This is a genomic window from Haemophilus haemolyticus (assembly GCF_001008205.1).
GTDB classification, from domain to species: Bacteria; Pseudomonadota; Gammaproteobacteria; order Enterobacterales; family Pasteurellaceae; genus Haemophilus; species Haemophilus haemolyticus_Q.
In genome coordinates, this window is record NZ_LCTK01000031.1 from 57,514 (window position 1) to 83,035 (window position 25,522).

Annotated in this window: 25 protein-coding genes and 4 tRNA genes; 15 read left to right on the forward strand and 14 right to left on the reverse strand. The window is 38.9% G+C overall.

The window, feature by feature from the left end:
• Window positions 1–108 precede the first annotated feature (108 nt).
• Together AAX18_RS06995 and ygfZ are read left to right on the forward strand one after the other, a co-directional pair.
• Window positions 109–972, forward strand: a complete 864-nt coding sequence (locus AAX18_RS06995; protein WP_046953394.1) for a YicC/YloC family endoribonuclease — start codon at window positions 109–111, stop codon at window positions 970–972.
• A gap of 9 nt (window positions 973–981) precedes the next feature.
• A complete protein-coding gene (gene ygfZ, locus AAX18_RS07000; RefSeq protein ID WP_005627094.1) occupies window positions 982–1,824 on the forward strand; it encodes a CAF17-like 4Fe-4S cluster assembly/insertion protein YgfZ in 843 nt (280 codons plus the stop codon).
• Window positions 1,825–1,866: 42 nt separating this feature from the next.
• On the opposite strand, the gene serA is transcribed toward ygfZ, so the two are convergent.
• The 4 genes from serA to lon all read right to left on the reverse strand — a co-directional run bounded on the left by serA (window position 1,867) and on the right by lon (window position 7,591).
• On the reverse strand, window positions 1,867–3,099 hold the full coding sequence (gene serA / locus AAX18_RS07005; protein ID WP_005627097.1) for a phosphoglycerate dehydrogenase: 1,233 nt from the start codon (window positions 3,097–3,099) through the stop codon (window positions 1,867–1,869).
• A gap of 29 nt (window positions 3,100–3,128) precedes the next feature.
• On the reverse strand, window positions 3,129–3,788 hold the full coding sequence (gene rpiA / locus AAX18_RS07010; RefSeq protein WP_046953395.1) for a ribose-5-phosphate isomerase RpiA: 660 nt from the start codon (window positions 3,786–3,788) through the stop codon (window positions 3,129–3,131).
• A gap of 102 nt (window positions 3,789–3,890) precedes the next feature.
• Window positions 3,891–5,042, reverse strand: a complete 1,152-nt coding sequence (gene hemW, locus AAX18_RS07015; RefSeq protein ID WP_046953396.1) for a radical SAM family heme chaperone HemW — start codon at window positions 5,040–5,042, stop codon at window positions 3,891–3,893.
• Window positions 5,043–5,176: 134 nt separating this feature from the next.
• Window positions 5,177–7,591, reverse strand: coding sequence for an endopeptidase La (gene lon / locus AAX18_RS07020; protein ID WP_046953397.1), 2,415 nt, complete (start codon window positions 7,589–7,591; stop codon window positions 5,177–5,179).
• 189 nt (window positions 7,592–7,780) lie between these two features.
• Here lon and AAX18_RS07025 point away from each other — a divergent pair, with 189 nt between their 5' ends.
• Window positions 7,781–8,656, forward strand: coding sequence for a VirK/YbjX family protein (locus AAX18_RS07025; RefSeq protein ID WP_046953398.1), 876 nt, complete (start codon window positions 7,781–7,783; stop codon window positions 8,654–8,656).
• A gap of 502 nt (window positions 8,657–9,158) precedes the next feature.
• Here AAX18_RS07025 and coaA read toward each other — a convergent pair.
• Both coaA and AAX18_RS09020 read right to left on the reverse strand, forming a co-directional pair.
• The gene (coaA, locus tag AAX18_RS09015) at window positions 9,159–9,650 is read right to left on the reverse strand and encodes a type I pantothenate kinase (protein ID WP_230599560.1); all 492 of its coding nucleotides are present in this window, start codon (window positions 9,648–9,650) and stop codon (window positions 9,159–9,161) included.
• Window positions 9,601–10,095, reverse strand: a complete 495-nt coding sequence (locus tag AAX18_RS09020) for a nucleoside/nucleotide kinase family protein (protein WP_230599563.1) — start codon at window positions 10,093–10,095, stop codon at window positions 9,601–9,603. The genes coaA and AAX18_RS09020 overlap by 50 nt, the downstream gene beginning before the upstream one ends.
• A gap of 214 nt (window positions 10,096–10,309) precedes the next feature.
• On the opposite strand from AAX18_RS09020, the gene AAX18_RS07035 reads away from it, so the two are divergent.
• The 5 genes from AAX18_RS07035 (at window position 10,310) to tuf (ending at window position 11,982) form a co-directional block, all read left to right on the forward strand.
• Window positions 10,310–10,385, forward strand: a tRNA-Thr gene (locus AAX18_RS07035).
• A 30-nt stretch (window positions 10,386–10,415) separates the two neighbouring features.
• Window positions 10,416–10,500, forward strand: a tRNA-Tyr gene (locus AAX18_RS07040).
• Between the two features lie 42 nt (window positions 10,501–10,542).
• Window positions 10,543–10,617 (forward strand) — tRNA-Gly (locus AAX18_RS07045).
• A 3-nt stretch (window positions 10,618–10,620) separates the two neighbouring features.
• Window positions 10,621–10,696: transfer RNA gene (locus AAX18_RS07050), tRNA-Thr, on the forward strand.
• Window positions 10,697–10,797: 101 nt separating this feature from the next.
• Window positions 10,798–11,982 (forward strand): elongation factor Tu, encoded by a 1,185-nt coding sequence (gene tuf / locus AAX18_RS07055; protein ID WP_005646706.1) that lies wholly within the window; start codon window positions 10,798–10,800, stop codon window positions 11,980–11,982.
• 126 nt (window positions 11,983–12,108) lie between these two features.
• Here tuf and AAX18_RS07060 read toward each other — a convergent pair whose 3' ends face one another.
• The 5 genes from AAX18_RS07060 to fkpA form a co-directional block, all read right to left on the reverse strand.
• Window positions 12,109–12,396, reverse strand: coding sequence for a DsrH/TusB family sulfur relay protein (locus tag AAX18_RS07060; RefSeq protein WP_046953399.1), 288 nt, complete (start codon window positions 12,394–12,396; stop codon window positions 12,109–12,111).
• Between the two features lie 8 nt (window positions 12,397–12,404).
• On the reverse strand, window positions 12,405–12,764 hold the full coding sequence (gene tusC / locus AAX18_RS07065; protein WP_046953400.1) for a sulfurtransferase complex subunit TusC: 360 nt from the start codon (window positions 12,762–12,764) through the stop codon (window positions 12,405–12,407).
• Window positions 12,761–13,141, reverse strand: a complete 381-nt coding sequence (gene tusD / locus AAX18_RS07070) for a sulfurtransferase complex subunit TusD (RefSeq protein WP_046953401.1) — start codon at window positions 13,139–13,141, stop codon at window positions 12,761–12,763. The genes tusC and tusD overlap by 4 nt, the downstream gene beginning before the upstream one ends.
• Window positions 13,141–13,806, reverse strand: coding sequence for a helix-turn-helix transcriptional regulator (locus AAX18_RS07075; protein WP_005630528.1), 666 nt, complete (start codon window positions 13,804–13,806; stop codon window positions 13,141–13,143). Before AAX18_RS07075 ends, tusD begins: the two co-directional genes overlap by 1 nt.
• 89 nt (window positions 13,807–13,895) lie before the next feature.
• Complete coding sequence (gene fkpA, locus AAX18_RS07080) at window positions 13,896–14,621, reverse strand: FKBP-type peptidyl-prolyl cis-trans isomerase (RefSeq protein ID WP_046953402.1); 726 nt, start codon at window positions 14,619–14,621, stop codon at window positions 13,896–13,898.
• Between the two features lie 97 nt (window positions 14,622–14,718).
• On the opposite strand from fkpA, the gene AAX18_RS07085 reads away from it, so the two are divergent.
• Complete coding sequence (locus AAX18_RS07085) at window positions 14,719–14,940, forward strand: SlyX family protein (RefSeq protein ID WP_005629663.1); 222 nt, start codon at window positions 14,719–14,721, stop codon at window positions 14,938–14,940.
• Between the two features lie 91 nt (window positions 14,941–15,031).
• Here AAX18_RS07085 and pgdx read toward each other — a convergent pair whose 3' ends face one another.
• Entirely contained in the window at window positions 15,032–15,757 is a 726-nt protein-coding gene (gene pgdx / locus AAX18_RS07090) for a hybrid peroxiredoxin PGdx (RefSeq protein ID WP_005630531.1), read from the reverse strand.
• Between the two features lie 124 nt (window positions 15,758–15,881).
• On the opposite strand from pgdx, the gene oxyR reads away from it, so the two are divergent.
• Together oxyR and fabR are read left to right on the forward strand one after the other, a co-directional pair.
• On the forward strand, window positions 15,882–16,787 hold the full coding sequence (gene oxyR, locus AAX18_RS07095; protein WP_005629667.1) for a DNA-binding transcriptional regulator OxyR: 906 nt from the start codon (window positions 15,882–15,884) through the stop codon (window positions 16,785–16,787).
• Complete coding sequence (fabR, locus tag AAX18_RS07100; RefSeq protein ID WP_005629669.1) at window positions 16,787–17,404, forward strand: HTH-type transcriptional repressor FabR; 618 nt, start codon at window positions 16,787–16,789, stop codon at window positions 17,402–17,404. The genes oxyR and fabR overlap by 1 nt, the downstream gene beginning before the upstream one ends.
• A 69-nt stretch (window positions 17,405–17,473) precedes the next feature.
• Here fabR and greB read toward each other — a convergent pair whose 3' ends face one another.
• Entirely contained in the window at window positions 17,474–17,950 is a 477-nt protein-coding gene (gene greB, locus AAX18_RS07105; protein ID WP_046953403.1) for a transcription elongation factor GreB, read from the reverse strand.
• A gap of 107 nt (window positions 17,951–18,057) precedes the next feature.
• On the opposite strand from greB, the gene AAX18_RS07110 reads away from it, so the two are divergent.
• The 4 genes from AAX18_RS07110 (at window position 18,058) to AAX18_RS07125 (ending at window position 24,451) form a co-directional block, all read left to right on the forward strand.
• Entirely contained in the window at window positions 18,058–20,370 is a 2,313-nt protein-coding gene (locus tag AAX18_RS07110) for a Tex family protein (RefSeq protein WP_046953404.1), read from the forward strand.
• A 125-nt stretch (window positions 20,371–20,495) separates the two neighbouring features.
• The gene (gene gyrB / locus AAX18_RS07115; protein ID WP_005629675.1) at window positions 20,496–22,916 is read left to right on the forward strand and encodes a DNA topoisomerase (ATP-hydrolyzing) subunit B; all 2,421 of its coding nucleotides are present in this window, start codon (window positions 20,496–20,498) and stop codon (window positions 22,914–22,916) included.
• 146 nt (window positions 22,917–23,062) lie between these two features.
• The gene (rpe, locus tag AAX18_RS07120; protein ID WP_005629677.1) at window positions 23,063–23,737 is read left to right on the forward strand and encodes a ribulose-phosphate 3-epimerase; all 675 of its coding nucleotides are present in this window, start codon (window positions 23,063–23,065) and stop codon (window positions 23,735–23,737) included.
• A 39-nt stretch (window positions 23,738–23,776) separates the two neighbouring features.
• Window positions 23,777–24,451, forward strand: coding sequence for a phosphoglycolate phosphatase (locus tag AAX18_RS07125; RefSeq protein WP_005629679.1), 675 nt, complete (start codon window positions 23,777–23,779; stop codon window positions 24,449–24,451).
• Between the two features lie 66 nt (window positions 24,452–24,517).
• Here AAX18_RS07125 and asnA read toward each other — a convergent pair whose 3' ends face one another.
• A complete protein-coding gene (gene asnA, locus AAX18_RS07130) occupies window positions 24,518–25,510 on the reverse strand; it encodes an aspartate--ammonia ligase (protein WP_046942916.1) in 993 nt (330 codons plus the stop codon).
• Window positions 25,511–25,522 lie beyond the last annotated feature (12 nt).

Sequence of the window (25,522 nt, forward strand, 5' to 3'; positions counted from 1 at the left end):
CAACAGAATACAAAATATCTTTATTATTTACCGCACTTTTCTTTTCCCTTTCTGTGTTCATCTCGTTACAATACTTAGCGAATCAACTAAGACAAAATAGGAGAGCTTATGATTTACAGTATGACCGCTTTTGCACGCCTTGAAGTGAAAAAAGATTGGGGCGATGCAGTATGGGAAATTCGTTCCGTTAACCAACGTTATTTAGAAAACTTTTTCCGTTTGCCAGAGCAATTTCGAGGATTAGAAAACACGTTACGTGAGAAACTTCGTCAAAGTCTTACTCGCGGTAAAATTGAATGTTCTTTGCGCATTGAAACAAAAAAACAAACAAATGCTGAATTGAATTTAAATAAAGAGCTTGCGAATCAAGTGATTAAGTCTTTGCAATGGATTAAAACTCAAGCTGGAGAAGGTGAAATTAATTTGACAGACGTGTTGCGTTATCCCGGTGTGGTGGAAGCGCAAGAGCAAGACTTAGATGCGATTAGTCAAGATTTATTGACGGCCTTTGATAATTTACTGACAGATTTTATTGCAATGCGTGGTCGTGAAGGCGAAAAACTTAACGATATTATTCAACAACGCTTGGATGCCATTGCTGTGGAAGCGGATAAAGTACGGTCACAAATGCCGGCAGTTTTACAATGGCAACGTGAACGTTTATTGCAACGTTTTGAAGATGCTCAAATTAATCTTGATCCGCAACGTGTGGAACAAGAAATGATTTTACTCGCTCAACGCGTTGATGTGGCGGAAGAGCTCGATCGTTTACAAATGCACGTGAAAGAAACCACTAATATTTTGAAAAAAGGTGGTGCAGTTGGCCGTAAATTAGATTTTATGATGCAAGAGTTGAATCGTGAATCGAATACGCTTGCATCTAAATCCATTAATGCGGATATCACGGCTTCTGCAGTTGAGCTGAAAGTGCTTATTGAACAAATGCGTGAGCAAATCCAGAATTTAGAATAGGAAAGTAGAATGTCTCAATTTATTTCTCTTACTCAATATCAACTGATTGAGGCACATGGTGCGGATGCAGAAAAATATTTGCAAGGGCAGTTAACGACGGATGTTGTGCGATTAGCAAGTGGAGCAACAACACTTACTGCTCACTGCGATCCAAAAGGTAAAATGAATGCAATTTACCGTTTGTTTAAAGTAAGTAGCGAACAATTCTTTTTGCTCATTAAGAAAGATCTTTTGCCAAGTGGGCTGGATGCTTTGAAAAAATATGCGGTATTTTCAAAAGTCAGTTTTGATTTACGTGATTGGCAAATCATTGGCGTGATAGGTGAAAAATGTGGAAAAATCACACCGCATTTTTCATGGGAAATTGATGGACAGCGTTCAATTTTATTGAATGAAACCGAATTGCCCGTGAATTTTAATGGCGATGAAAAAATTTGGGATGTAGCCGATATTCAAGCGGGATTGCCAAATTTAAGCCCACAAACGCAAAATGAATTTATTCCACAGGCGCTAAATTTACAGGCTATTGAGCAAGCCATTTCTTTTACTAAAGGTTGCTATATTGGACAAGAAACGGTAGCTCGTGCGAAATATCGTGGTGCGAATAAACGCGCAACGTTTGTCTTTAAAGTACAAACCCAGCAGGAAGTGGAAATTGGTAGTGAAATTGAAATGCAGATTGAATCAAATTGGCGAAAAACAGGCGCGATTACAAGTGCGGTCAATTTAGACGGTGTTTTATGGTTGCAAGTTGTGATGAATAACGACATTGATTCGGAACAACAATTTAGATTGCCGAATAGTGAAATATTGTTAGAGCGAGTGCAATTACCTTATTCGATTACTGAATAATAAAGTAAAAAAGATCAGGTATTAACCTGATCTTTTTTCTATCTAATAAAGTACTCGCGCACGAATTGTGCCATCGATTTCCTTCAATTTCGCCAGTAATGGCGATGCATCATTCGTTTCTACATCTACGACAACATAACCAATTTTCGGGTCAGTTTGTAAATATTGCGCGGCAATATTGAGGTTGGCTTCGACGAAAATTTGGTTCAGTTTATTCAATATACCAGGACGATTTTCGTGAATATGCAATAAGCGTTTTGTTCCTTCATGCTCTGGTAAAGATACTTCAGGGAAGTTGACGGAAGAAAGCGTTGAACCATTGTCTGAATATTTAACAAATTTGCCTGCTACTTCAAAACCGATATTTTCCTGTGCTTCTGCTGTTGAACCGCCGATATGTGGAGTTAAAATCACATTATCAAATTCGCGTAGCGGTGAGACAAATTCTTCATTAATTGACGCAGGTTCAATTGGGAATACATCAATGGCGGCACCGTGAATTTTCCCGTCTTTTAAGGCTTGAGCGAGCGCATCAATATCTACCACTGTGCCCCGCGCGGCATTGATCAAAATTGCACCTTGTTTTAATTGTGCGATACGCTCAGCGTTCATTAAGTTTTTGGTAGATGGTAACTCTGGAACATGTAATGAAACTACATCGCAAGAACTGAGTAATTCCTCAAGGCTACGAACCTGTTTGGCATTACCGAGCGGAAGTTTATTTTCGATATCGTAGAAATGTACATCCATACCTAATGATTCCGCAATAATACTTAATTGTGAACCAATGTGGCCGTAACCAATAATGCCCAATTTTTTACCCCGCACTTCATGAGATCCCGTCGCTGATTTATTCCAGACGCCACGATGTACTTCGGCATTAGCCTGTGGCACATTGCGCATAAGTAATAAAATCTCACCTAATACAAGTTCTGCAACGGAGCGAGTGTTTGAGAATGGGGCATTAAATACAGGGATTCCACGCGCTTTTGCTGCGTTTAAATCCACTTGGTTTGTACCAATACAGAAACATCCCACTGCGATTAATTTGGGTGCGGCCTCAATCATTTCTGCCGTTAAATGGGTGCGAGAACGCAAGCCGATAAAGTGTGCATCTTTAATGGCCTCTTTTAATTCATCACCATCTAGCGCTTTTTTATAGTAATCAATATTGGTATAGCCTGCTGCATGGAGCGTATCAAGTGCGCTTTGATGCACACCTTCAAACAATACAAATTTGATTTTTGATTTGTCTAGAGAGACTTTGTTTGTCATGTTTGCTTCCTTATGATTTTTATTATGAATTAGTCAATAATTTTTGCGCCTTCAGGCGTCCCGACGATCACAACGTCTGCGCCACGTAACGCGAATATCCCGTTAGTGACGACACCTGCAACGTTGTTTAATTCTTTTTCCATTTCGACTGGATTTAAAATAGTGAAGTTGTGCACATCTAAAATCACATTGCCGTTGTCAGTCACCACGCCTTCACGATATTCAGGCGCACCACCAAGTGCGGCTAATTTTCTGCCTACTTGTGAACGAGCCATTGGAATAACTTCAACTGGTAATGGGAAGGTTGAACCCAATACATCCACTTGTTTACTCGAATCCACAATACAAATAAATTTTTTTGCTAATGCAGCGACGATTTTTTCACAAGTGAGCGCTGCACCGCCACCTTTAATCATCATTTTTTGTGGATTGATTTCATCTGCACCATCCACATAAATATCTAAGCTCGAGACATCATTTGCATTAAATACTTCGATACCTTGTTTACGTAATAATTCTTCTGATGCTTTTGAAGCTGCAACGGCGCCTTGAATTTTATCTTTGATTGTACCCAAAGCCTCAATAAAGCAGTTCACCGTGGAGCCGCTTCCCACCCCAACAATCGTATCTGCTTTTACATATTGTAATGCGGCTTGTGCAGCGAGTCTTTTCATTTCTAATTGATTCATTTCTTTTCCTTATTTTAATAAGTAAACGATTGCATTACTTTATTACGAGAGTATTGAATAAACAAGTGTAATTTTTCAGCAATGAGAGGTTTAACGGATGAACTATGATTCCGTTAAAAATAATGCCAATAGTTCATTGAGAAATAACTTGCCATGCTCAGTGATTTGCCAAGAATCAGCGTTTTCCACAATATAGTTTTGTTGAATGGCAAAATCAATTTGATTTTTTACCGCACTTTTCGATAAACCTGTGTAATCTTCAAATTCTTGTTTGGGTACCGCTTCTAACAAACGAAAGCGATTCATAAAAAACTCAAAAGGGCGGTCAATTTCTGGCACGTTTTTTTCTTCGTAAAGATATTCGCCACGCAAATAACCTTTCGGGTGCTTGGTTTTAGAAAAGCGGGTAATTTCGCCATTAGGGAAGGTCAGTTTCCCATGTGCGCCACAGCCAATGGCTAAATAATCCCCAAACCGCCAATAATTCAAATTATGTTTACATTGAAAACCCACTTTTGAGTAAGCTGACGTTTCATATTGCTGATAGCCTGCTGCGGTTAAAAGTTGGTGACCTTGCTCAAAAATATCCCAAAGTTCATCGTCATCTGGCAATTTAGGTGGGCGGTAAGCAAACATCGTATTTGGCTCAATAGTGAGCTGGTACCAAGAAAGGTGAGGAGGAGATAGCTCAATAGCTTGGCGAAGATCATCTAAGGCTTCTTCTAATGTTTGGTTTGGCAAACCGTGCATTAAATCTAAATTGAAACTTTTTAGCCCAGAAACTTTTGCTAAATTGACCGCACTTTTTGCCTCTGCTGCATTATGAATCCGCCCAAGACGCTGTAATTTATCATCATTGAAACTTTGAATTCCCATAGAAATTCGCGTAATGCCTGCTGATACATAACCTTTAAAACGTTCAGCTTCTACCGTGCCAGGATTCGCTTCTAATGTGATTTCAATATTATCTTCAAAATCAATCTGCTTTTTTATTTCTTTTAAGAGATACGCAATGCTTTCTGCTGAGAACAAACTTGGCGTACCGCCACCAATAAAAATCGAATGGAGTTTTCGTTGTTGAATTGAATCTTTAAAGCGCTGTAAATCGGCCTGTAGATCTTGCAGAAGATGATGAATATAGTCTTGTTCTGGTATATCGCCTTTTTGTGCGTGCGAATTAAAATCACAATAAGGGCATTTTTGAACGCACCATGGAATGTGTACATAAAGGGAAAGTGGAGGAAGTTTGAGCATGCTGTTATTAACGATTTTTAAATATGAGAACAGTTAGAAAAAGTACAAATTAACGTTGTGTAAATATGAAATCTTAGCTGATGCTGTGAATATTGACAAAAAGGGCCTGTTTTCACAAGCCCTAAAACATTCAATTAATTGACCGCTCTTGTTGCCTTAGTGGTCGCTTTACGGCGGGGTGATTTTGCCGCTTTAGCTTCAACTTTGACAAACTCAATGCCTTCAGGCGGATTTTCCAAGGCAAGGCCAAGTACTTCATCAATGGTTTCTACTGCATGAATCGCAAGATTTTGTTTTACGTTTTCTGGAATTTCTTCGAGATCTTTAACGTTCTCTTTTGGAATTAATACGGTTTTAATTCCACCTCGATGTGCCGCAAGAAGTTTTTCTTTTAATCCACCGATTGGTAGTACTTTACCGCGTAAACTGATTTCACCTGTCATGGCTACATCCGCACGCACAGGATTACCTGTTAAACAAGAAACTAATGCAGTACACATTGCAATACCGGCACTCGGACCATCTTTTGGTGTCGCACCATCTGGTACGTGAATGTGAATGTCGCGTTTTTCATGGAACTCAGAATTAATACCAAGTTTATCCGCACGAGCGCGCACAACGGTCATAGCTGCTTGGATGGATTCTTTCATCACATCGCCTAATGAACCTGTGAAAGTGAGTTTTCCTTTACCGACAACGGAGGCGGTTTCAATAGTGAGTAAATCGCCACCCACTTCTGTCCAAGCTAGACCTGTCACTTCACCAATGCGATTTTGTGTGTCGGCTTTGCCAAATTCAAAGCGTTTGACACCAAGATAATCGTGCAGATTATCTGAATTTACCGTGATAGATTTAAGTTTTGGATTTACTAATAAATTTTTCACTGCTTTACGGCAGATTTTTGAAATTTCACGTTCTAATCCACGAACACCCGCTTCACGAGTGTAATAGCGAATAATATCTAAAATTACACTTTCTTCGACAGTAAGCTCGCCTTTCTTTAAACCATTACGTTCAATTTGTTTCGCTAACAAATGACGCATCGCGATATTAAGTTTTTCATCTTCTGTGTAACCAGAAAGACGAATAACTTCCATACGATCCAATAATGGACCTGGAATATTCATAGAGTTTGATGTTGCGACAAACATTACATCAGAAAGATCATAATCCACTTCTAAATAGTGATCGTTAAAGGTGGTGTTTTGCTCAGGGTCGAGTACTTCAAGCAATGCTGATGCTGGATCACCTCGCATATCGGATGCCATTTTGTCAATTTCATCAAGCAAGAATAATGGATTTTTCACCCCCACTTTTGCCATCTTTTGAATTAATTTACCTGGCAATGCACCAATATAGGTTTTACGGTGACCACGGATTTCAGCCTCATCGCGAACACCGCCTAATGCCATGCGCACATATTTACGACCAGTGGCATTGGCAATAGATTGACCAAGAGAGGTTTTACCTACGCCTGGAGGGCCGACTAAGCAAAGAATGGGTCCTTTCACTTTGTTTAAACGTGCTTGTACTGCAAGATATTCAAGAATACGTTCTTTCACTCGTTCTAAGCCATAGTGATCGGCATCTAATACTTGTTGTGCTTTTGAAATGTCTTTTTTCACTTTAGAACGTTGATGCCAAGGCACTTGGATCATCCATTCAATATAGCTACGAACAACGGTCGCTTCAGAAGACATAGCTGACATCATTTTGAGTTTTTGTAACTCACTTTCCACTTTGTCACGCACATCTGCTGGCATACCTGCCGCTTCAACCTTTTGACGAAGTTGCTCAACTTCATCAATCGTGTCTTCATTTTCGCCACTATCCATTTCTTTACGAATAGCTTTAATTTGCTCGCTTAGATAATAGTTACGTTGGCTTTTCTCCATTTGTTTTTTTACGCGGCCGCGAATGCGTTTTTCAACTTGAAGAATGTCCGCTTCTGATTCCATCATGCCAAGCAGATATTCTAGGCGGTCTTGCACGTTAGCAAGTTCCAATACGCTTTGTTTATGGCGAACACTTACCGGTAAATGAGCCGCCATTGTGTCTGATAAACGATCAGCATCACCAAGGCGATGAAGTGCATTTAATACATCTGCAGGGATTTTTTTATTTAAGTTGAGATAATTTTCGAATTCAGAAAGTACCGCTTTTTTCGCAACATCTAACTCTTTCTCATCACCATAAGTGGTTTCGATAGGGGTAATTTTTGCGGAAAAGCACTTTTCGCCATCTTCAAGGCTGTTAATTTTCGCGCGATTTTGACCTTCAACTAGCACTTTTACTGTGCCATCAGGTAATTTTAGTAATTGAATAATGTTAGCAATGGTACCCACATCAAATAAATCTTCAGGGGTTGGTTCTTCCAAATCCGCCTCTCTTTGAGATACTAAAAGAAGCTGTTTATCATCGTTCATCGCTTCTTCAAGGGCATTAATTGATTTTGCACGCCCTACAAAAAGTGGCATCACCATATAAGGGAAAACGACGACATCGCGTAATGGCAATACGGGCATCGTACGTTGGGTATTCTTCGCCATAATTTATCTCTCTTAATTCTTTCCGATAATTTGGGTAAATATTGGGGTAGGGAAAAAGGAATTCAAGGAAAAGATTATAACAAAATCTGAGTTGTAAAGTGGGTTTTAAACAAAAAAGAATTTTGGCAAATGAAGTGATAATCGCTAAAATAACTGACAATTTTATTAAATTTCACAAAATATTGAGTTATGTTCCCGAAAAATAATTTTATTTTCCCCACTTACGTTCAAATGTATCCTTACTCCAAGGATCGCCCTTTTCTCAAACAAGTGCGGGAAAAATTACGTTATTATGGCTATAAATGGCTCTATCAAAAGCAATGTAGCCAATTAGTGGATTTTCTTAATACAGAAACTCAATGGCAGCCTTTATTTACACAAGATTATTATCGTATAAATACAATTCTTACTACTTTTTGCGATAAACGCTTTTCTGCTTCAGGACGTTTAACGGCGATTACGGAGAATTTACGTTTGGCAGAAGAAAAAATGGGACGTTCGCTTTGCCAACAATTATTGGAGCAGCAAAATATCGTGTTAACACAATTAACTGATGATTTGCGTTTATCTTTAAGTATCAATCATATCGATCCCTTTGAAGGGTATTTTTCTATTAATATTCGTAATCAACATAATGAGCGAGTATATGATGCTTCTTTCACTTTTTTGAGCCCGAATAAATTGCTTATCGCCTCGATTCAAGGCCCCTCAAGTGGCAATGCTCAAGAACTTGTAAAACAGGCTACGAAAGCATTGCACGGTATGCGTCCAATGTTTCTGTTAGTCAATGCATTCAAAATGCTCACTGAAAAATGGCAATGTGAGCTAGTGGGCATTCCGCACAAAGCACAGGGAAAATATCGTCTTTCTGCGCGCAGTAAGATTTTGTTTAATTACGATGAGTTCTGGCAAGAGAATCAAGGGGAATATAGCAATAATTATTGGCAATTGCCTTTAGATATTGAACGCAAACAGTTAGAAGATATCGCAAGTAAAAAACGTTCTATGTATCGTAAACGTTATGAAATGTTAGACCAAATGGCATTGGATATTCAGCAACTTTAACGAAGAAAGTGCAATGAAAAGGGGAAAAAGACCGCTTATGTTTGAGAATTTTGTAGCTTGAATAGGAAGAGCTTTATCTAAATGCGTTGAGAAGACGCAGGCTTCAAGAGGAAGCCGAGCAACGGAAATTATCCAAATGTTAAGAACGTCTTATCCATTAAAATAGCAATTAAGCTTTGTATGATTAGTTCGTAGTATTTTCTTTTCCCAATTTCAAATTAAGCTAGATAAAGCTCTTAAAGCTGCCATTAAAAAGAAATATTCTGATTAAATAAAGCCCGTTGTGTCATTTTATATTTAAACCAAGGCTGGCACAGAACAAATTGTGGCTTATCGTCAAATAAAGGTAGAGAGGAGATAGTTGATGCAGCCTGGGTTAGTATAGTCACCGATGGATTCAACTAAAATTAAAAGGATTGAGTCTGATACAATATCGAAAACAATCCTTTAAATAACAGCCTAACTTTTGGGAGGTAGATTATTTTTTTACTGCGCTTTTGAGCTATTTTCTCAATTTAACTAACTCTACCTGATGGTTTTCACCTTTTTTTAGAATTAAATTTGCTCGCTCACGGGTTGGAAGAATGTTTTGATTGAGATTTAACCCGTTAATTTCATCCCAAATTTTACTTGCCGTCGTAATGGCCTCTTCTTTTGATAAACTTGCGTAATGTTTAAAGTAAGAATTAGGATCATTAAATGCACTTTCTCGGAATTTTAAAAAACGTTTGATGTACCATTCTTTCAGCAATTTTTCTTCTGCATCGACATAAATAGAGAAATCAACAAAATCTGACACAAAGGTTTGATTGGTTTTGTTATTGCCTGTTTGAAGAACATTTAATCCTTCTAAAATGAGAATGTCGGGTTTATCTACCACATCAAATTCATCGGGAATAATATCGTATGTTAGATGAGAGTAGATCGGTACTGTAACATTACTTTTACCTGATTTTACATCTGCTAAAAAAGCGAATGAGTTTAGGCGTGTCATAAGAAACGGGAAAACCTTTCTTTTGTAAAAGATTCTCTTGTTTAAGTTTTTCTAATGGATAAAGAAACCCGTCTGTTGTGATGAGATCAACTTTTCTTTCAGTCGGCCAATGAGAAAGTAGAGATTGTAGAATACGTGCAGAAGTACTTTTTCCCACGGCAACACTGCCAGCAATACTAATTATGTAAGGTGTTTTGACATTATTTCTGCCTAAAAAACGATGTAGTACCGTTTGGCGATGTAAATTTTCATCAATGTAATAGTTAATAAGACGAGTTAACGGTAGGTAAATCGTACTTACTTCATCTAATGAAAGGTCTTCATTAAAACCTAAAAGTGGTTTGAGATCCTGTTCTGTCAATTTTAATGGAACGGATTTACGTAATTCCGCCCATTGTTCACGATTAAAGCTTAAAAAAGGTGTTTGCTGAGTTGAAAATTCCACAATAATTTTATTTGATAGCTAAATAAACGAAGAAAAATATACTCTATAACCAGCATGTTCGCATTTATTTTTCAGTAAATTTAATAAGATTTGGTTAAAAATTCACATTTTTGCTTGTGATTTAAACGAACACGCAAAAAAAATAATTTTTTTAGAAAAAAAACTTGTCACGAAAAGTTTTTTCCATATAATACGCCTCACTTGCTTACGACACGCCGACTTAGCTCAGTAGGTAGAGCAACTGACTTGTAATCAGTAGGTCATCAGTTCGATTCCGATAGTCGGCACCATTCTTTCGTACACAAGTATTCATTTAGCGTGGAGGGGTTCCCGAGCGGCCAAAGGGGGCAGACTGTAAATCTGTTGGCTCAGCCTTCGAAGGTTCGAATCCTTCTCCCTCCACCATCTTTTAGATGAATCCTGATGGGACAGACGAATTTAGGACTTGCGGGCATCGTATAATGGCTATTACCTTAGCCTTCCAAGCTAATGATGCGGGTTCGATTCCCGCTGCCCGCTCCAAACGCTGATATAGCTCAGTTGGTAGAGCGCACCCTTGGTAAGGGTGAGGTCGGCGGTTCAAATCCGCCTATCAGCACCATCCTTCAATTCTCTTTCCTTCATTTAAAATAAAAAATTTTATTGGTTAATGTGGTTTTATTTACCCATCGATAACCGTGTCTATTTAGAGGGACTCTTTAAATGTCTAAAGAAAAATTTGAACGTACAAAACCGCACGTAAACGTGGGTACAATCGGCCACGTTGACCACGGTAAAACAACTTTAACAGCAGCAATCACAACCGTATTATCTAAACACTACGGTGGTGCAGCTCGCGCATTTGACCAAATCGATAACGCGCCAGAAGAAAAAGCACGTGGTATCACCATCAACACTTCACACGTTGAATACGATACAGCAACTCGTCACTACGCACACGTTGACTGTCCGGGACACGCCGACTATGTTAAAAACATGATTACTGGTGCGGCACAAATGGATGGTGCTATCTTAGTAGTAGCAGCAACTGATGGTCCTATGCCACAAACTCGTGAGCACATCTTATTAGGTCGCCAAGTAGGTGTACCTTACATCATCGTATTCTTAAACAAATGCGACATGGTAGATGACGAAGAGTTATTAGAATTAGTAGAAATGGAAGTTCGTGAACTTCTTTCTCAATATGACTTCCCAGGTGACGATACTCCAATCGTACGTGGTTCTGCATTACAAGCATTAAACGGCGTAGCAGAATGGGAAGAAAAAATCCTTGAGTTAGCAAACCACTTAGATACTTACATCCCAGAGCCAGAGCGTGCGATTGACCAACCGTTCCTTCTTCCAATCGAAGATGTGTTCTCAATCTCAGGTCGTGGTACAGTAGTAACTGGTCGTGTAGAACGTGGTATCATCCGTACTGGTGATGAAGTAGAAATCGTAGGTATCAAAGATACAGCGAAAACTACTGTAACGGGTGTTGAAATGTTCCGTAAATTACTTGACGAAGGTCGTGCAGGTGAAAACATCGGTGCATTATTACGTGGTACCAAACGTGAAGAAATCGAACGTGGTCAAGTATTAGCGAAACCAGGTTCAATCACGCCACACACTGACTTCGAATCAGAAGTGTACGTATTATCAAAAGAAGAAGGTGGTCGTCATACTCCGTTCTTCAAAGGTTACCGTCCACAATTCTATTTCCGTACAACTGACGTAACTGGTACTATCGAATTACCAGAAGGCGTGGAAATGGTAATGCCTGGTGATAACATCAAGATGACAGTAAGCTTAATCCACCCAATCGCGATGGACCAAGGTTTACGTTTCGCAATCCGTGAAGGTGGCCGTACAGTAGGTGCTGGCGTTGTTGCGAAAATCATCAAATAATTGATGTATTTTTGAATGTCTTAAAGACATAAAGAAGACAAGAGAAAGTGCGGGGAAAATTCTCCGCACTTTTTGTTTATTCTATATCTGATATTTCGCTTGAGTATTTACTAAATTATTTGATTTTTATAGTGATAGCTGTGGTGAATAATTCTCAGTGATTCCAACAAGTTCTTCTATTGAAATTAATTTTATCTTGCTGCTTTGAGGTAAAAGTGCGGTGAGATTTCTTGCTAAAATATCTTGTTTCAATATCATGCAATTCCCTTTACATTTTGCAAAATAATCAGGATATTTTACCGCCAATAGCACACCGTCTTGCCATAATACTACCGCATCTTTTTCTGTAATATATGAAAAATAGTCATCTAGTTCAGTTTGGGGATAATCTGATTGAGAAAATGTATAAAGCATAATATTCCTTAGAAAGTGAACAATTTTTCAGCTTGAGTAAGTTTTTCTATCAATAAAGAGCGGTCAATTTTTTCACAAGATAGGATTAGTTGCTCATTATCTAGCTTAAATTTCTGTAAAGATTCCGTGCATATAAAGCGTTGTTCTACATCATATAAATCTAATAATTTAAAGGTTCTAATGAAGTCTTTCTGTTGAATGAGTTCAGGTTGTTGATGATTAATAAGATTTAGTACACCATCATCTATAAAAAATACGCCAATGTCATCTGGATCACAAAAAGCTGTTGCGGCAAGAATTGCATCTAAGCCTTCTCGTGAAATGGATGTGCCATGTGGAGATGTGCGAAATAAAAAGGCTATTTTCATAGGGTTATTACTCGATCTGCTTTTAAACTTGCTGCCATAAATTCACCAAGGCCTGCAATTATGAATCTCTTTGCAAGATTATTGTGACCTGTACTGGCTGTTGTTAAGTTATCGACGATACCTCGTCGTTGAGATGCCGCAACACATAAATGCAAAGGAACATTGTGGGTTACGGAAAACATTTGCCAATGTTTTTGTAAATTAACTTCATCATTGGCTGGATACACTAATGCATTTCCGTTACTCACTCCATCTTGAAAGAAAAAAATCTGTGAGATTTCGTGACCTTTTTTGATTAAGGCTTCTGCAAATTGATAAGCTAAAAATGCCCCTTGCTTTCCGTAAATAGGGCTTTTGACGGCGATAACATAGCGCATTATTCTTGCTCTTGTTTGATTTGACGGATGTACAGGTAAACCGTATGTCGGGAAATATCTAAACGTTCTGCGACTAAATTAATCGCATCTTTAATATCAAAAATACCTTTTTCGTAAAGAGAAAGGACGATTTGTCGGTTTTTAGTATTATTGGCAACAGAGCGATCTGCATTGACTTCTTCTATTGTTTTTTCAATAGTCTGTGCAACCAAGTCTTCAACTGAACTCGCAAAATTAACCGAAGATGTTTCATTCGTATGCTCCGTTGGCATAAAGCATTGCAAAAATTGAGATACGGGTACATCTAAATTAATATTGATACAAAGCAAACCAATAATACGTTGAGTTTTATTACGAATGGCAATGGTGACTGATTTCATCAGTACGCTGCCTTTTGCTCGTGTAAAATAAGGCTTTGAAACACTTTCGCTTTGCATATTTCGTAGCGAACGTAAGGCAAGATCGGTGATTGGCGAACCAACTTGTCGATTAGTGTTATGTCCGTTAGCAATACAAATAGCAGAATGTTCAATATCTTCTAGAGAATGAAGCACAATTTCGCAGTGTTCGCCAATAAGAGCGCTTACACCATCAACGACCGCTTGATAGGAATTTATGATAGTGCGATCTTCGTCGGTGAACGGATATTTGTCGTTTAAAGTCATGGTGTTAGGTTAAAAGTGCGGTAAAAATTCCGCTTGTTATTTATAATAAAAAGCACGCGTTAAAGAACGCGCGCTTTTAAACTCATTAATTATTTTGCAGCTTTTGGATTGACGTCTAATACTTCTACATCAAAAATTAATGTTGAATTTGGTGGAATAGATGCGCCAGCACCTTGTTCGCCATAGCCTAATTCAGGGGCAATAACTAATTGAATTTTTCCGCCTTTTTTCACTAATTGAAGACCTTCAGTCCAGCCTTTAATTACCTGATCAAGTTGGAATTCTACAGGTTGACCACGCTCTACGGAGCTATCAAATACTTTTCCATTTGGTAATTTACCCGTGTAATGTACTTTAACGGTATCTGTTGCTTTGATTGAATCGCCTTTACCAGCATTTTCAATTTTATACATTAAACCAGATTGTGTAGTTTTTACATCTTTACCTTTAGCAAATTCAGCACGGAATTTATCACCTTCTTCTTTTGCTTGTTTAGCAATCGATTCTGCTTTTGCTTTTGATGCAGCCATTAATTTTGCTTCAATAGATTCTAAGGTTTTTTGGATTTTTTCATCTTTACGAACATCCACTTTACCTTCTAAGGCATCTTTTAAACCATCTAAAATACGCGCATTATCATATTTGATGACTTCTTTGTGTGAATCTACAAGATCTTTCATTTGACTGCCCATGAGTGTACCCACGGCATAAGATGCCGCTTTCTCATCGAATGCGCTATCCTCTGCAAAAACTTGGCCAGAAATCACCGCACTTACCATTAATGCTGCGATAGATAATTTTTGAATTTTTAACATATGAGTTAATCCTTTATAATGAATGGAATAATACGAGGAATAGATTAAATTGCTTTCTATCTATTCTCAACTTTTTTTTAGAATTTAGAGAAAATTTATGCAAATTCAACAAATGTTAGAAAATCGCATCGAGGAACTTGAAACGAAAATTGCATTTCAGGAACAGTTATTAGATGAATTAAATCACGCTTTAGTTCAACAGCAATTTGATATTGATAAAATGCAAGTCCAACTGCGTTATATGGCAAATAAATTAAAAGATTTTCAACCCTATAACATTGCAAGCCAATCTGAAGAAACGCCACCGCCCCATTATTAATTTCTGCAATAAATTCGTACAAATGAAAAGGGCGCTTAATGCGCCCTTTAAATTACATTCCCAAATAATAATCAGCTAAATACTTGCCTGTTTATGCAAAGTATTTTTCCAAATCGTCGCTACCGCCAATGTGTTTACCACCGATAAACACTTGTGGAACAGTAGTACGACCTGAAACTGCACGTACGCTCACGATTGTTGCATCGTGACCTAATACGATTTCTTCAAAGCTTAAGCCTTTATCGTGTAAAAGTTGTTTTGCTTTTGCACAGAAAGGACAGCCAGGTTTTGTGAAGATCGAAATAGACTCTTGCACTTGGTGTTGTGGCGCAAGGTATTTCAACATAGTGTCAGCATCGGATACTTTGAACGGATCGCCTGGTTCGTTTGGTTCGATAAACATTTTTTCAACTACGCCGTTTTTTACAAGCATAGAATAACGCCATGAACGTTTACCAAAACCTAAATCTTCTTTACCAACTAACATACCCATACCTTCGGTAAATTCACCATTACCATCTGGAATGAAAGTGATGTTTTCAGATTTTTCATCTTCTTTCCATGCGTTCATTACGAAAGTATCATTTACAGATACAACAAGAATATCGTCTACACCGTATTTTTTGAATACTGGTGCTAATTCGTTGTAACGCGGTAAGTGTGATGATGAGCAAGTTGGAGTGAATGCACCTGGTAACGAGAACACGATCACTGTTTTGTTATCAAATAATTCAGAGGTAGTTACATCAACCCATTTATCACCCTGACGAGTGCGGAATGTCACTTGAGGGACTTTTTTTCCTTCCATACTAGACATTGTTTTTTTCTCCTATGTGGTTGTTAATTTAAATTTTATGCGCTGTATTATAGGGAAAATTATGATATAGTCATAATCAATTAATTCTATTCTTTTAATTGAATTTTTCTATAGGGAAAATCTCATGAATATCCGTGATCTAGAATATCTTGTTGCCTTATCTGAATATAAACATTTCCGTCGTGCTGCCGATTCTTGTAATGTGAGTCAACCAACATTAAGTGGTCAAATTCGTAAATTAGAAGATGAGCTCGGTATTATCTTGTTAGAGCGCACCAGTCGTAAGGTGTTGTTTACTCAATCTGGGATGTTGTTGGTTGATCAAGCTCGTACAGTTCTTCGAGAAGTAAAATTATTGAAAGAAATGGCGAGCAATCAAGGTAAAGAAATGACCGGGCCATTACACATCGGTTTAATCCCAACACTTGGCCCTTATTTGCTCCCTTATATTGTACCAACGTTAAAAGAGGCATTCCCTGATTTAGAAGTTTTTCTTTATGAAGCGCAAACGCATCAATTATTAGAACAATTGGAAACGGGGCGTTTAGATTGTGCTATCGTTGCCACTGTTCCAGAAACTGAGGCTTTTATTGAAGTACCTATTTTCAACGAGAAAATGTTACTTGCCGTATCTGAGCATCATCCTTGGGCTCAAGAAAGTAAACTTCCAATGAACCAGTTAAATGGTCAAGAAATGTTAATGCTTGATGATGGTCATTGTTTGCGTAATCAAGCGTTAGATTATTGCTTCACTGCTGGCGCAAAAGAAAATTCCCATTTCCAAGCAACTAGTCTTGAAACTTTGCGCAATATGGTGGCAGCAAATGCAGGTATTACTTTTATGCCTGAATTGGCTGTATTGAATGAAGGTACGCGCAAAGGTGTGAAATATATTCCTTGTTATTCGCCTGAGCCATCACGCACCATTGCGTTGGTTTATCGTCCTGGTTCACCATTACGTAACCGCTATGAGCGTGTGGCAAGTGCGGTCAGCGATGAAGTTAAATCTATTCTAGGTGGGTTGAAATAATGGCTGGTGTTCGTGCTGTTCAAAAAGAAAAGACTCGTCGCGCTTTAGTGGATGCGGCATTTAATCAACTTAGCGCAGAAAAAAGTTTTTCTAATTTGAGTTTGAGAGAAGTTGCTCGCGAGGCTGGAATTGCGCCTACATCTTTCTATCGCCATTTTAGCGATATGGATGAACTCGGCTTAGAAATGGTGGATGAAGCTGGTTTGATGTTGCGCCAACTAATGCGTCAAGCGCGTAAACGTATTGATGCTGGCGGTAGCGTTATTTCAGTTTCTGTAGATACATTTTTTGAATTTATCACTAACAGTACGAACGTTTTCCGTTTGCTATTACGCGAAAGTTCAGGCACTTCTCAAGCTTTTCGTACTGCGGCAGCACGTGAAATTAAGCATTTTGTTGATGAGTTAGCAGAATATATTTCCTACAAACATCAATATTCGCAATATGTTGCTTATGTTCAAGCGGAAGGCATCGTAACAATCGTATTCACCGCAGGGGCTAATGCTTTAGATATGAGTAAAGCTGAACGTGAGCAACTTAAAGCTCGAGTGATTTTGCAGTTGAGAATGCTTGCAAAAGGCGCTGATTTTGCAGCGAATAAGGAAAGAGGTAAGTAAGATAGTTTATATCTAGCCTATTAGTTTTCTCTTTGTGCTTAGATATTCACTATCTTTTATTTTTCCGAGTTATTTCTCATACCAAATTTTATTCACATAAAGTGTAATAAAACCTGAGGGCGTTTCTACCCGCACTTCATCGTCTAATGTTTTTCCGATTAAAGCTCGAGCAACAGGAGAATCAATGGATATCCAATTTTTCGCAGGGGCAAATTCATCGCAACCGACAATACGGTATTGCTTGGTTTCACCTTCTTCATCTTCCAATTCTACCCATGCGCCGAAGAAAATTTTTCCCTCTTGCTTTGGGTTGTAATCGACAATTTGTAGCACCTCCAATCTTTTAGTTAAAAAACGTACTCGGTGATCAATTTCACGTAAACGACGTTTTCCGTAAATATATTCGGCATTTTCGCTACGATCGCCTAAAGCAGCAGCATCTGAGACTGCTTGAGTGACTTTTGGGCGTTCTTCTTTCCACAAAAACTTGAGTTCTTGGTCAAGCTCATTCCAGCCTTGACGGGTAATATAATTTGATTTTGCCATAATAAAAATAAAAGAAAGTTTTTCGAATTATATTTGAGCCAACAGCCTAAAACCAGTATTCTATCCCCGTTTTTTCTAGAATTCTTTCATAACAAAGAAGTATGACAATGTTAAATCAACAAATTAGCCAAATTATTGCGGTAGAATTAACCGTTCAACCCCAACAAATTCTTGCCGCCATTCAATTATTAGATGATGGCAACACGATTCCATTTATTGCACGTTATCGTAAAGAAGCCACAGGTGGTTTAGATGACACCCAGCTTCGTCATTTTGAAACCCGTTTAATTTATTTGCGTGAATTAGAAGATCGTCGTCAAACCATTTTGAAATCTATTGAAGAGCAAGGGAAATTGACAGATGAATTACGTGACAAAATCCATGCAACGCAAAGCAAAACCGAATTAGAAGATTTGTATTTGCCGTACAAACCAAAACGCCGTACCAAAGGCCAAATTGCCATTGAAGCGGGTCTTGAGCCATTGGCTGATTTACTTTGGAATGAGCCAAAAAATGAGCCAGAATCAACCGCACTTTCCTTTGTTGATGCTGAAAAAGGCGTAGCTGATAGCAAAGCTGCATTAGATGGTGCTCGTTATATTTTAATGGAGCGCTTTGCAGAAGATGCGGGGTTATTAGCGAAAGTCCGCGATTATTTAGCGAAAAATGCGGTTATTGTATCCAAAGTGATCGAAGGCAAAGAAACGGAAGGCGCAAAATTCCAAGATTATTTCGATCATCAAGAATTATTAAAAAATGTGCCTTCTCACCGAGCATTAGCGATGTTCCGTGGACGTAATGAGGGTATTTTACAATTAAGCTTAAATGCTGATCCTGATGCAGAAGAGGGAAGTCGCCAAAGCTATTGTGAAGAAATTATTCGTGATTATTTAGATGTACGTTTCACGGGACAGCCTGCGGATAAATGGCGTGAGCAAGTGATTGCGTGGACATGGAAAATCAAAGTTTTGTTGCATTTAGAAACGGAATTAATGGCAAGTTTACGTGAAAAAGCGGAAGAAGAGGCCATTGATGTTTTTGCCCGAAATCTGACCGCACTTTTAATGGCAGCACCCGCTGGCGCGAAAAGTACCATGGGCTTAGACCCTGGCTTGCGTACGGGGGTTAAAGTCGCGGTGGTGGATAACACAGGTAAATTATTAGATACCACCACCATTTACCCACACACAGGTCGTGAAGCTGAAGCGCAAGTGGCAATTTTCAGCTTGATCCGCGAACATAACGTAGAATTAATTGCCATTGGTAATGGTACCGCTTCTCGTGAAACCGAACGTTTTGCGAAAGAAGTGATTAAAGAAATCAAAGAAAATAAACCACAAACTGTTGTGGTGAGTGAAGCGGGCGCGTCCGTTTATTCTGCTTCTGAATTTGCGGCAAATGAATTCCCGAATTTAGATGTATCTTTACGTGGTGCAGTCTCTATCGCCCGTCGTTTACAAGATCCATTGGCAGAATTAGTGAAAATCGAACCAAAAGCCATTGGTGTAGGGCAATATCAGCACGATGTAAACCAAACCCAACTTGCGCGTAAACTCGATGCGGTAGTGGAAGACTGTGTAAACGCAGTAGGTGTGGATTTGAATACGGCATCCGCGCCATTGCTTGCTCGCGTGGCAGGGATGACGAAAACCTTAGCGCAAAACATTGTGGAATATCGTGATGAAAATGGTCGTTTTGAAAGCCGTAGCGAATTGAAAAAAGTGCCGCGTTTAGGGCCAAAAGCCTTTGAGCAGTGTGCGGGCTTTATGCGTATTGCAGACGGGAAAAATCCACTTGATGCTTCAGGTGTCCACCCAGAAGCTTATCCTGTAGTGGAAAAAATCTTGCAAGCTACCTCGCAATCTATCCAAGATTTAATGGGTAACTCTGGTGTGGTGCATCAACTTGACGCTAAACAATTTATTGATGAGCAATTTGGTTTACCGACCGTTCAAGATATTTTCAAAGAATTGGAAAAACCAGGTCGCGATCCGCGTGGTGAGTTTAAAACTGCCGTATTCGCAGAAGGCGTGGAAGAAATCACCGATTTAAAACCAGGTATGATTTTAGAAGGTACTGTCACCAATGTGACTAACTTCGGCGCATTTGTGGATATTGGTGTTCACCAAGATGGTTTAGTGCATATTTCATCATTAAGCGATAAATTCGTAGAAGATCCACATCAAGTGGTGAAAACTGGCGATATCGTGAAAGTGAAAGTATTGGAAGTGGATGTACCGCGTAAACGTATTGCCTTAACGATGCGATTAGATGAAAGTGCGGTCAAAAATGATAGCAAATCTGACCGTGCTTTATCTGCAAGAGCTCGTGGAAATACGCAGCGAGAGGCGCGTAGTTCAAGAGGTAATAATGCGATGGGCAATGCCTTTGCTGATGCGCTAAAAAATTGGAAAAAATAACAAGTTATAGGGCGAGATTATTCGCCCTTTTTTTATATCTTTCCTTTCCCGAAAAGCATCGCCAAAACGGCGATTTTTTGCTATAATCCAGCCCAATTTTTATTTACAAAAGAATGAGATAAATTATGTCAGAAACGACCAATGATAACTATGGTGCATCGAGCATTAAAGTATTAAAAGGCCTTGATGCGGTGCGTAAACGTCCTGGTATGTATATCGGTGATACTGATGACGGTACTGGTTTGCACCATATGGTATTTGAAGTGGTGGATAATGCCATTGATGAAGCCCTCGCTGGCCATTGTTCCGATATTATCGTGACAATTCATGACGATAATTCAGTATCGGTGCAAGATGATGGGCGTGGCATTCCTGTGGATATTCACCCAGAAGAAGGTGTTTCTGCAGCAGAAGTTATCATGACAGTGCTTCACGCTGGCGGTAAATTTGACGATAACTCTTATAAAGTATCGGGCGGTTTACACGGTGTGGGCGTATCAGTGGTGAATGCGCTTTCTGATAAATTACAGTTAACCATTCGTCGTCAAGGTCACGTTCATGAGCAATTCTATCATTTAGGTGAGCCACAAGCGCCATTAACAGTGATTGGCGACACAGAGGCAACGGGGACAACAGTTCGTTTCTGGCCAAGCTCAGATATTTTTGCTATCACAACCTTTGATTACAAAATCTTAGCAAAACGCTTACGTGAGCTTTCTTTCTTGAACTCAGGCGTATCTATTCGTTTAATCGATAAACGTGATGGCTCTGAAGATCATTTCCATTACGAAGGCGGTATTCAAGCATTCGTCGAATATTTGAATAAAAATAAAAACCCAATTCATCCAAAACCATTTTATTTTACAGCTGAGAAAGATGGCATCGGTGTAGAAGTCGCCTTGCAGTGGAATGATGGTGTAAATGAAAACGTATACTGTTTCACCAATAACATTCCTCAACGTGATGGCGGTACTCACTTAGCAGGTTTCCGTGGTGCTTTAACCCGTAGTTTAAATAGCTATATGGAAAACGAAGGTATGCTGAAAAAAGAAAAAGTGGCCACTTCAGGCGATGATGCGCGTGAAGGTTTAGTTGCGATTATTTCAGTTAAAGTGCCTGATCCAAAATTCTCATCGCAAACTAAAGACAAACTCGTGTCTTCAGAAGTTAAAAGTGCGGTGGAATCTGCGATGAATGAAAAAATGCAGGAATATTTATTGGAAAATCCTGCAGATGCAAAAATCATTGTAAACCAAATTATTATGGCAGCTCGTGCGCGCGAAGCAGCACGCAAAGCTCGTGAAATGACTCGCCGTAAAGGGGCATTAGATATTGCAGGTTTACCGGGTAAACTTGCAGACTGCCAAGAAAAAGATCCTGCGCTTTCTGAACTTTACTTGGTGGAGGGTGACTCTGCGGGTGGTTCTGCAAAAGTTGGTCGTGATCGTAAAACTCAAGCAATTTTGCCATTGAAAGGTAAAATCTTAAACGTAGAAAAAGCACGTTTCGACAAAATGTTGTCTTCCCAAGAAGTAGGGACATTAATTACAGCTTTGGGCTGTGGTATTGGTCGTGATGAATATAATCCAGATAAATTACGTTATCATCATATCATTATCATGACTGATGCTGATGTGGATGGTTCTCACATTCGTACGTTGCTTTTAACGTTCTTCTATCGTCAAATGCCTGAGCTGATTGAGCGTGGTTATGTTTATATTGCTCAGCCGCCACTTTACAAAGTGAAAAAAGGAAAACAAGAACGCTACATTAAAGATGCAGATGAAATGGAGCAATATGAATTAACGCTTGCTTTAGATGGCGCGGAATTACATATTAGCGCAAATGCACCAGCAATGAATGCCCTTGTATTTGAAAAATTGGTGGCAGAATATAACAGCGTACAAAAACTTATCAGTCGTTTAAGTCGCCATTATCCAACTCCAGTGTTGCAAGGATTAATTTATCAGTCGCCAATTTCTGTTGAAATGATGAAAGACGAAAGTGCGGTGGAAAATTGGGGTAAATCTTTTGTTGAACAACTGACCGCAAAAGAAACAGAAGCTCATCAATATTCGGTGCGTACACAATTTAATGCGGAACGCAAAGTGTATGAAGCGGTGATTACCGTTCGTAAACACGGTATTGATACCGATTATTTCTTGAATTTTGATTTTGTTCACGGCAATGAATATGCGAAAATTGTTTCTCTTAATAAACAACTCAATGGTTTATTAGAAGAAGGCGCTTATGTCACACGTGGTGAAAAAGTACAGTCAGTTCGTACTTTTGAACAAGCCGTTGAATGGCTGGTGAAAGAATCTCGTAAAGGCCTTGAAGTACAACGTTATAAAGGACTTGGTGAAATGAACGCAGACCAACTTTGGGAAACCACAATGGATCCAAATTCACGTCGTATGTTGAAGGTTTCTATTAAGGACGCCGTTGCAGCGGATCAACTCTTCACGACCTTAATGGGAGATGAAGTTGAGCCACGTCGTGAGTTCATTGAGCTGAATGCGTTAAGAGCAAATTTGGACGTGTAAATTTTCGTCTATTTATATTCATGACTGAAAGGGCACCAAAGTGCCCTTTCTTTGTTTATCTTGTTATTTCATATCAGGATTACTATTGGTTTTTTGAACTTAAGTGAGTAAACTAAATGCACTCATTTTCTCAACGGAGAACCTTTATGAAACCTTATCTTATCGCCCCATCAATTCTTTCTGCCGATCTCGCTCGTCTTGGTGATGATGTACAAAACGTACTTAATGCAGGCGCGGATGTTATTCATTTTGATGTTATGGATAACCATTATGTACCTAATCTCACTTTTGGGCCTGCGGTATGTCAAGCTTTACGCGATTATGGTATTACCGCACCGATTGATGTGCATTTGATGGTAAAACCGGTCGATCGCATTATTCCCGATTTTGCTAAAGCAGGTGCGAACTACATCACTTTCCACCCAGAATCTAGCGAACATATTGACCGCTCTTTACAGCTTATTCGCGATTGTGGTTGTAAATCTGGATTAGTTTTTAATCCTGCGACGCCCTTGAGCTATTTAGATTACGTTTTGGATAAAGTGGATGTGGTTTTATTAATGTCAGTAAATCCTGGATTTGGCGGACAATCTTTTATTCCAGCAACGTTGAAGAAATTACAACAGGCTCGTAAGATCATTGATGAAAGTGGTTATGACATTCGTCTTGAAGTGGATGGTGGCGTGAAGGTTGATAACATCGCAGAAATCGCTGCGGCGGGCGCAGATATGTTTGTGGCGGGTTCTGCAATTTTTGGTAAGCCAGATTATAAACAAGTTATTGACCAAATGCGTACACAGCTCGCGAGTGTGGGCGCATAACTGTCATTTTAATGAAATGCAATAGAACAGAGAAAAACAATGAATACACAATTTAAACTTATTGGCTTTGATTTAGATGGTACGTTGGTAAATAGCCTGCCTGATTTAGCGCTATCCGTAAATTCTGCCTTGGCTGAATTCGATTTACCGCAAGCACCAGAAGAATTAGTGTTAACTTGGATCGGTAATGGCGCGCCTGTATTAATTGCACGAGCGTTAGATTGGGCGCAAAAACAAACAGGAAAAGAGTTAACTGAAGAAGAGATTAAGCAGGTAACGGAGCGTTTTAATTTTTATTATGGCGAGAATTTATGTAATGTCAGTCGCCTGTATCCGAATGTAAAAGAAACATTAGAAACCTTAAAAGAAAAAGGCTATGTCCTAGCAGTTGTTACCAATAAACCCACAAGACATGTTCAACCTGTGTTGGCAGCATTTGGCATTGATCATTTATTTAGTGAAATGTTGGGTGGCCAATCTTTACCTTCCATTAAACCACATCCAGGCCCGCTTTATTATTTATGCGGAAAATTTGGTTTTGAACCACGCCAAGTGCTTTTCGTAGGTGATTCTAAAAATGATATTATCGCAGGTCACTCTGCGGGCTGTGCAGTTGTTGGTTTAACTTACGGCTACAATTACAATATCCCTATTAGTAAATCCAATCCAGATTGGGTGTTTGATGATTTTGCCCAGCTATTAACGATTCTGTAAGTTTCCTATCTAACAAAAAAGTGCGGTGAAAATTCACCGCACTTCTTTTATCAAATGAATTGTTTTTTAAAGAATATTTGAAAATTCTTCTAACATTTCTTTTGGCCATACGCTTGATTGGACTTCACCGATATGTTTTTTACGAAGTAAAAGCATTGCTAAGCGAGATTGACCGATACCACCGCCGATAGTTAATGGTAATTTTCCGTTTAATAAATCTTGGTGCCAATCCATTTTTAAACGGTCTTCATCACCCGTTAGGCTAACTTGTAAACGCAATGCACTTTCATCTACGCGAATGCCCATTGAGGAAAGTTCAAAGGCTTTACCTAATTGGTCGTTCCATACCAAAATATCGCCGTTTAAGCCTTTGTAGCCATTTTCAGATTCGGTTGTCCAGTCATCATAGTCAGGAGCACGGCCATCATGAGGTTTGCCATCTGAAAGTTTGCCGCCAATCCCGATCAAGAATACTGCGCCGTATTCTTTACAAATTGCGTTTTCACGTTCTTTACTGCTTAAATCTGGATAGCGTTTTACTAAATCTTCGCTGTGCACAAAGGTAATGTGTTTTGGAAGAATTGAAGGAATATCAAAACGTGCTTCTACGGCTAATTCTGTTAAACGAATAGCACGATAAATAGAATTTACTGTTTCTTTTAAGTATGCAAAATTACGACGACCTTCAGGAATCACTTTTTCCCAGTCCCATTGATCCACATAAACAGAGTGAGTCGGATCAAGAGAATCTTCATCTGGGCGCAATGCTTTCATATGAACAAACAAGCCTTCGCCTTCTTTAAAGTTGAAGCGAGCAAGAGTATGGCGTTTCCATTTAGCAAGAGAATGTACAACTTCAAATACCGCATTTGGAATACATTTCACATTAACTTGTACTGCCTTTTCAATGCCAGATAAGTTATCTTGCATTCCGTTACCTACTTGGCTCAAGATAGGGCCTTGTACTTCAATAATGCCAAGTTGTTCAATAAGATTTTGGGTGAAGGTATTCTTCACAAAACTGATTTCTTGTTGTTGTAAAATAAATGTCTTTTTCATTTTGATAACCCT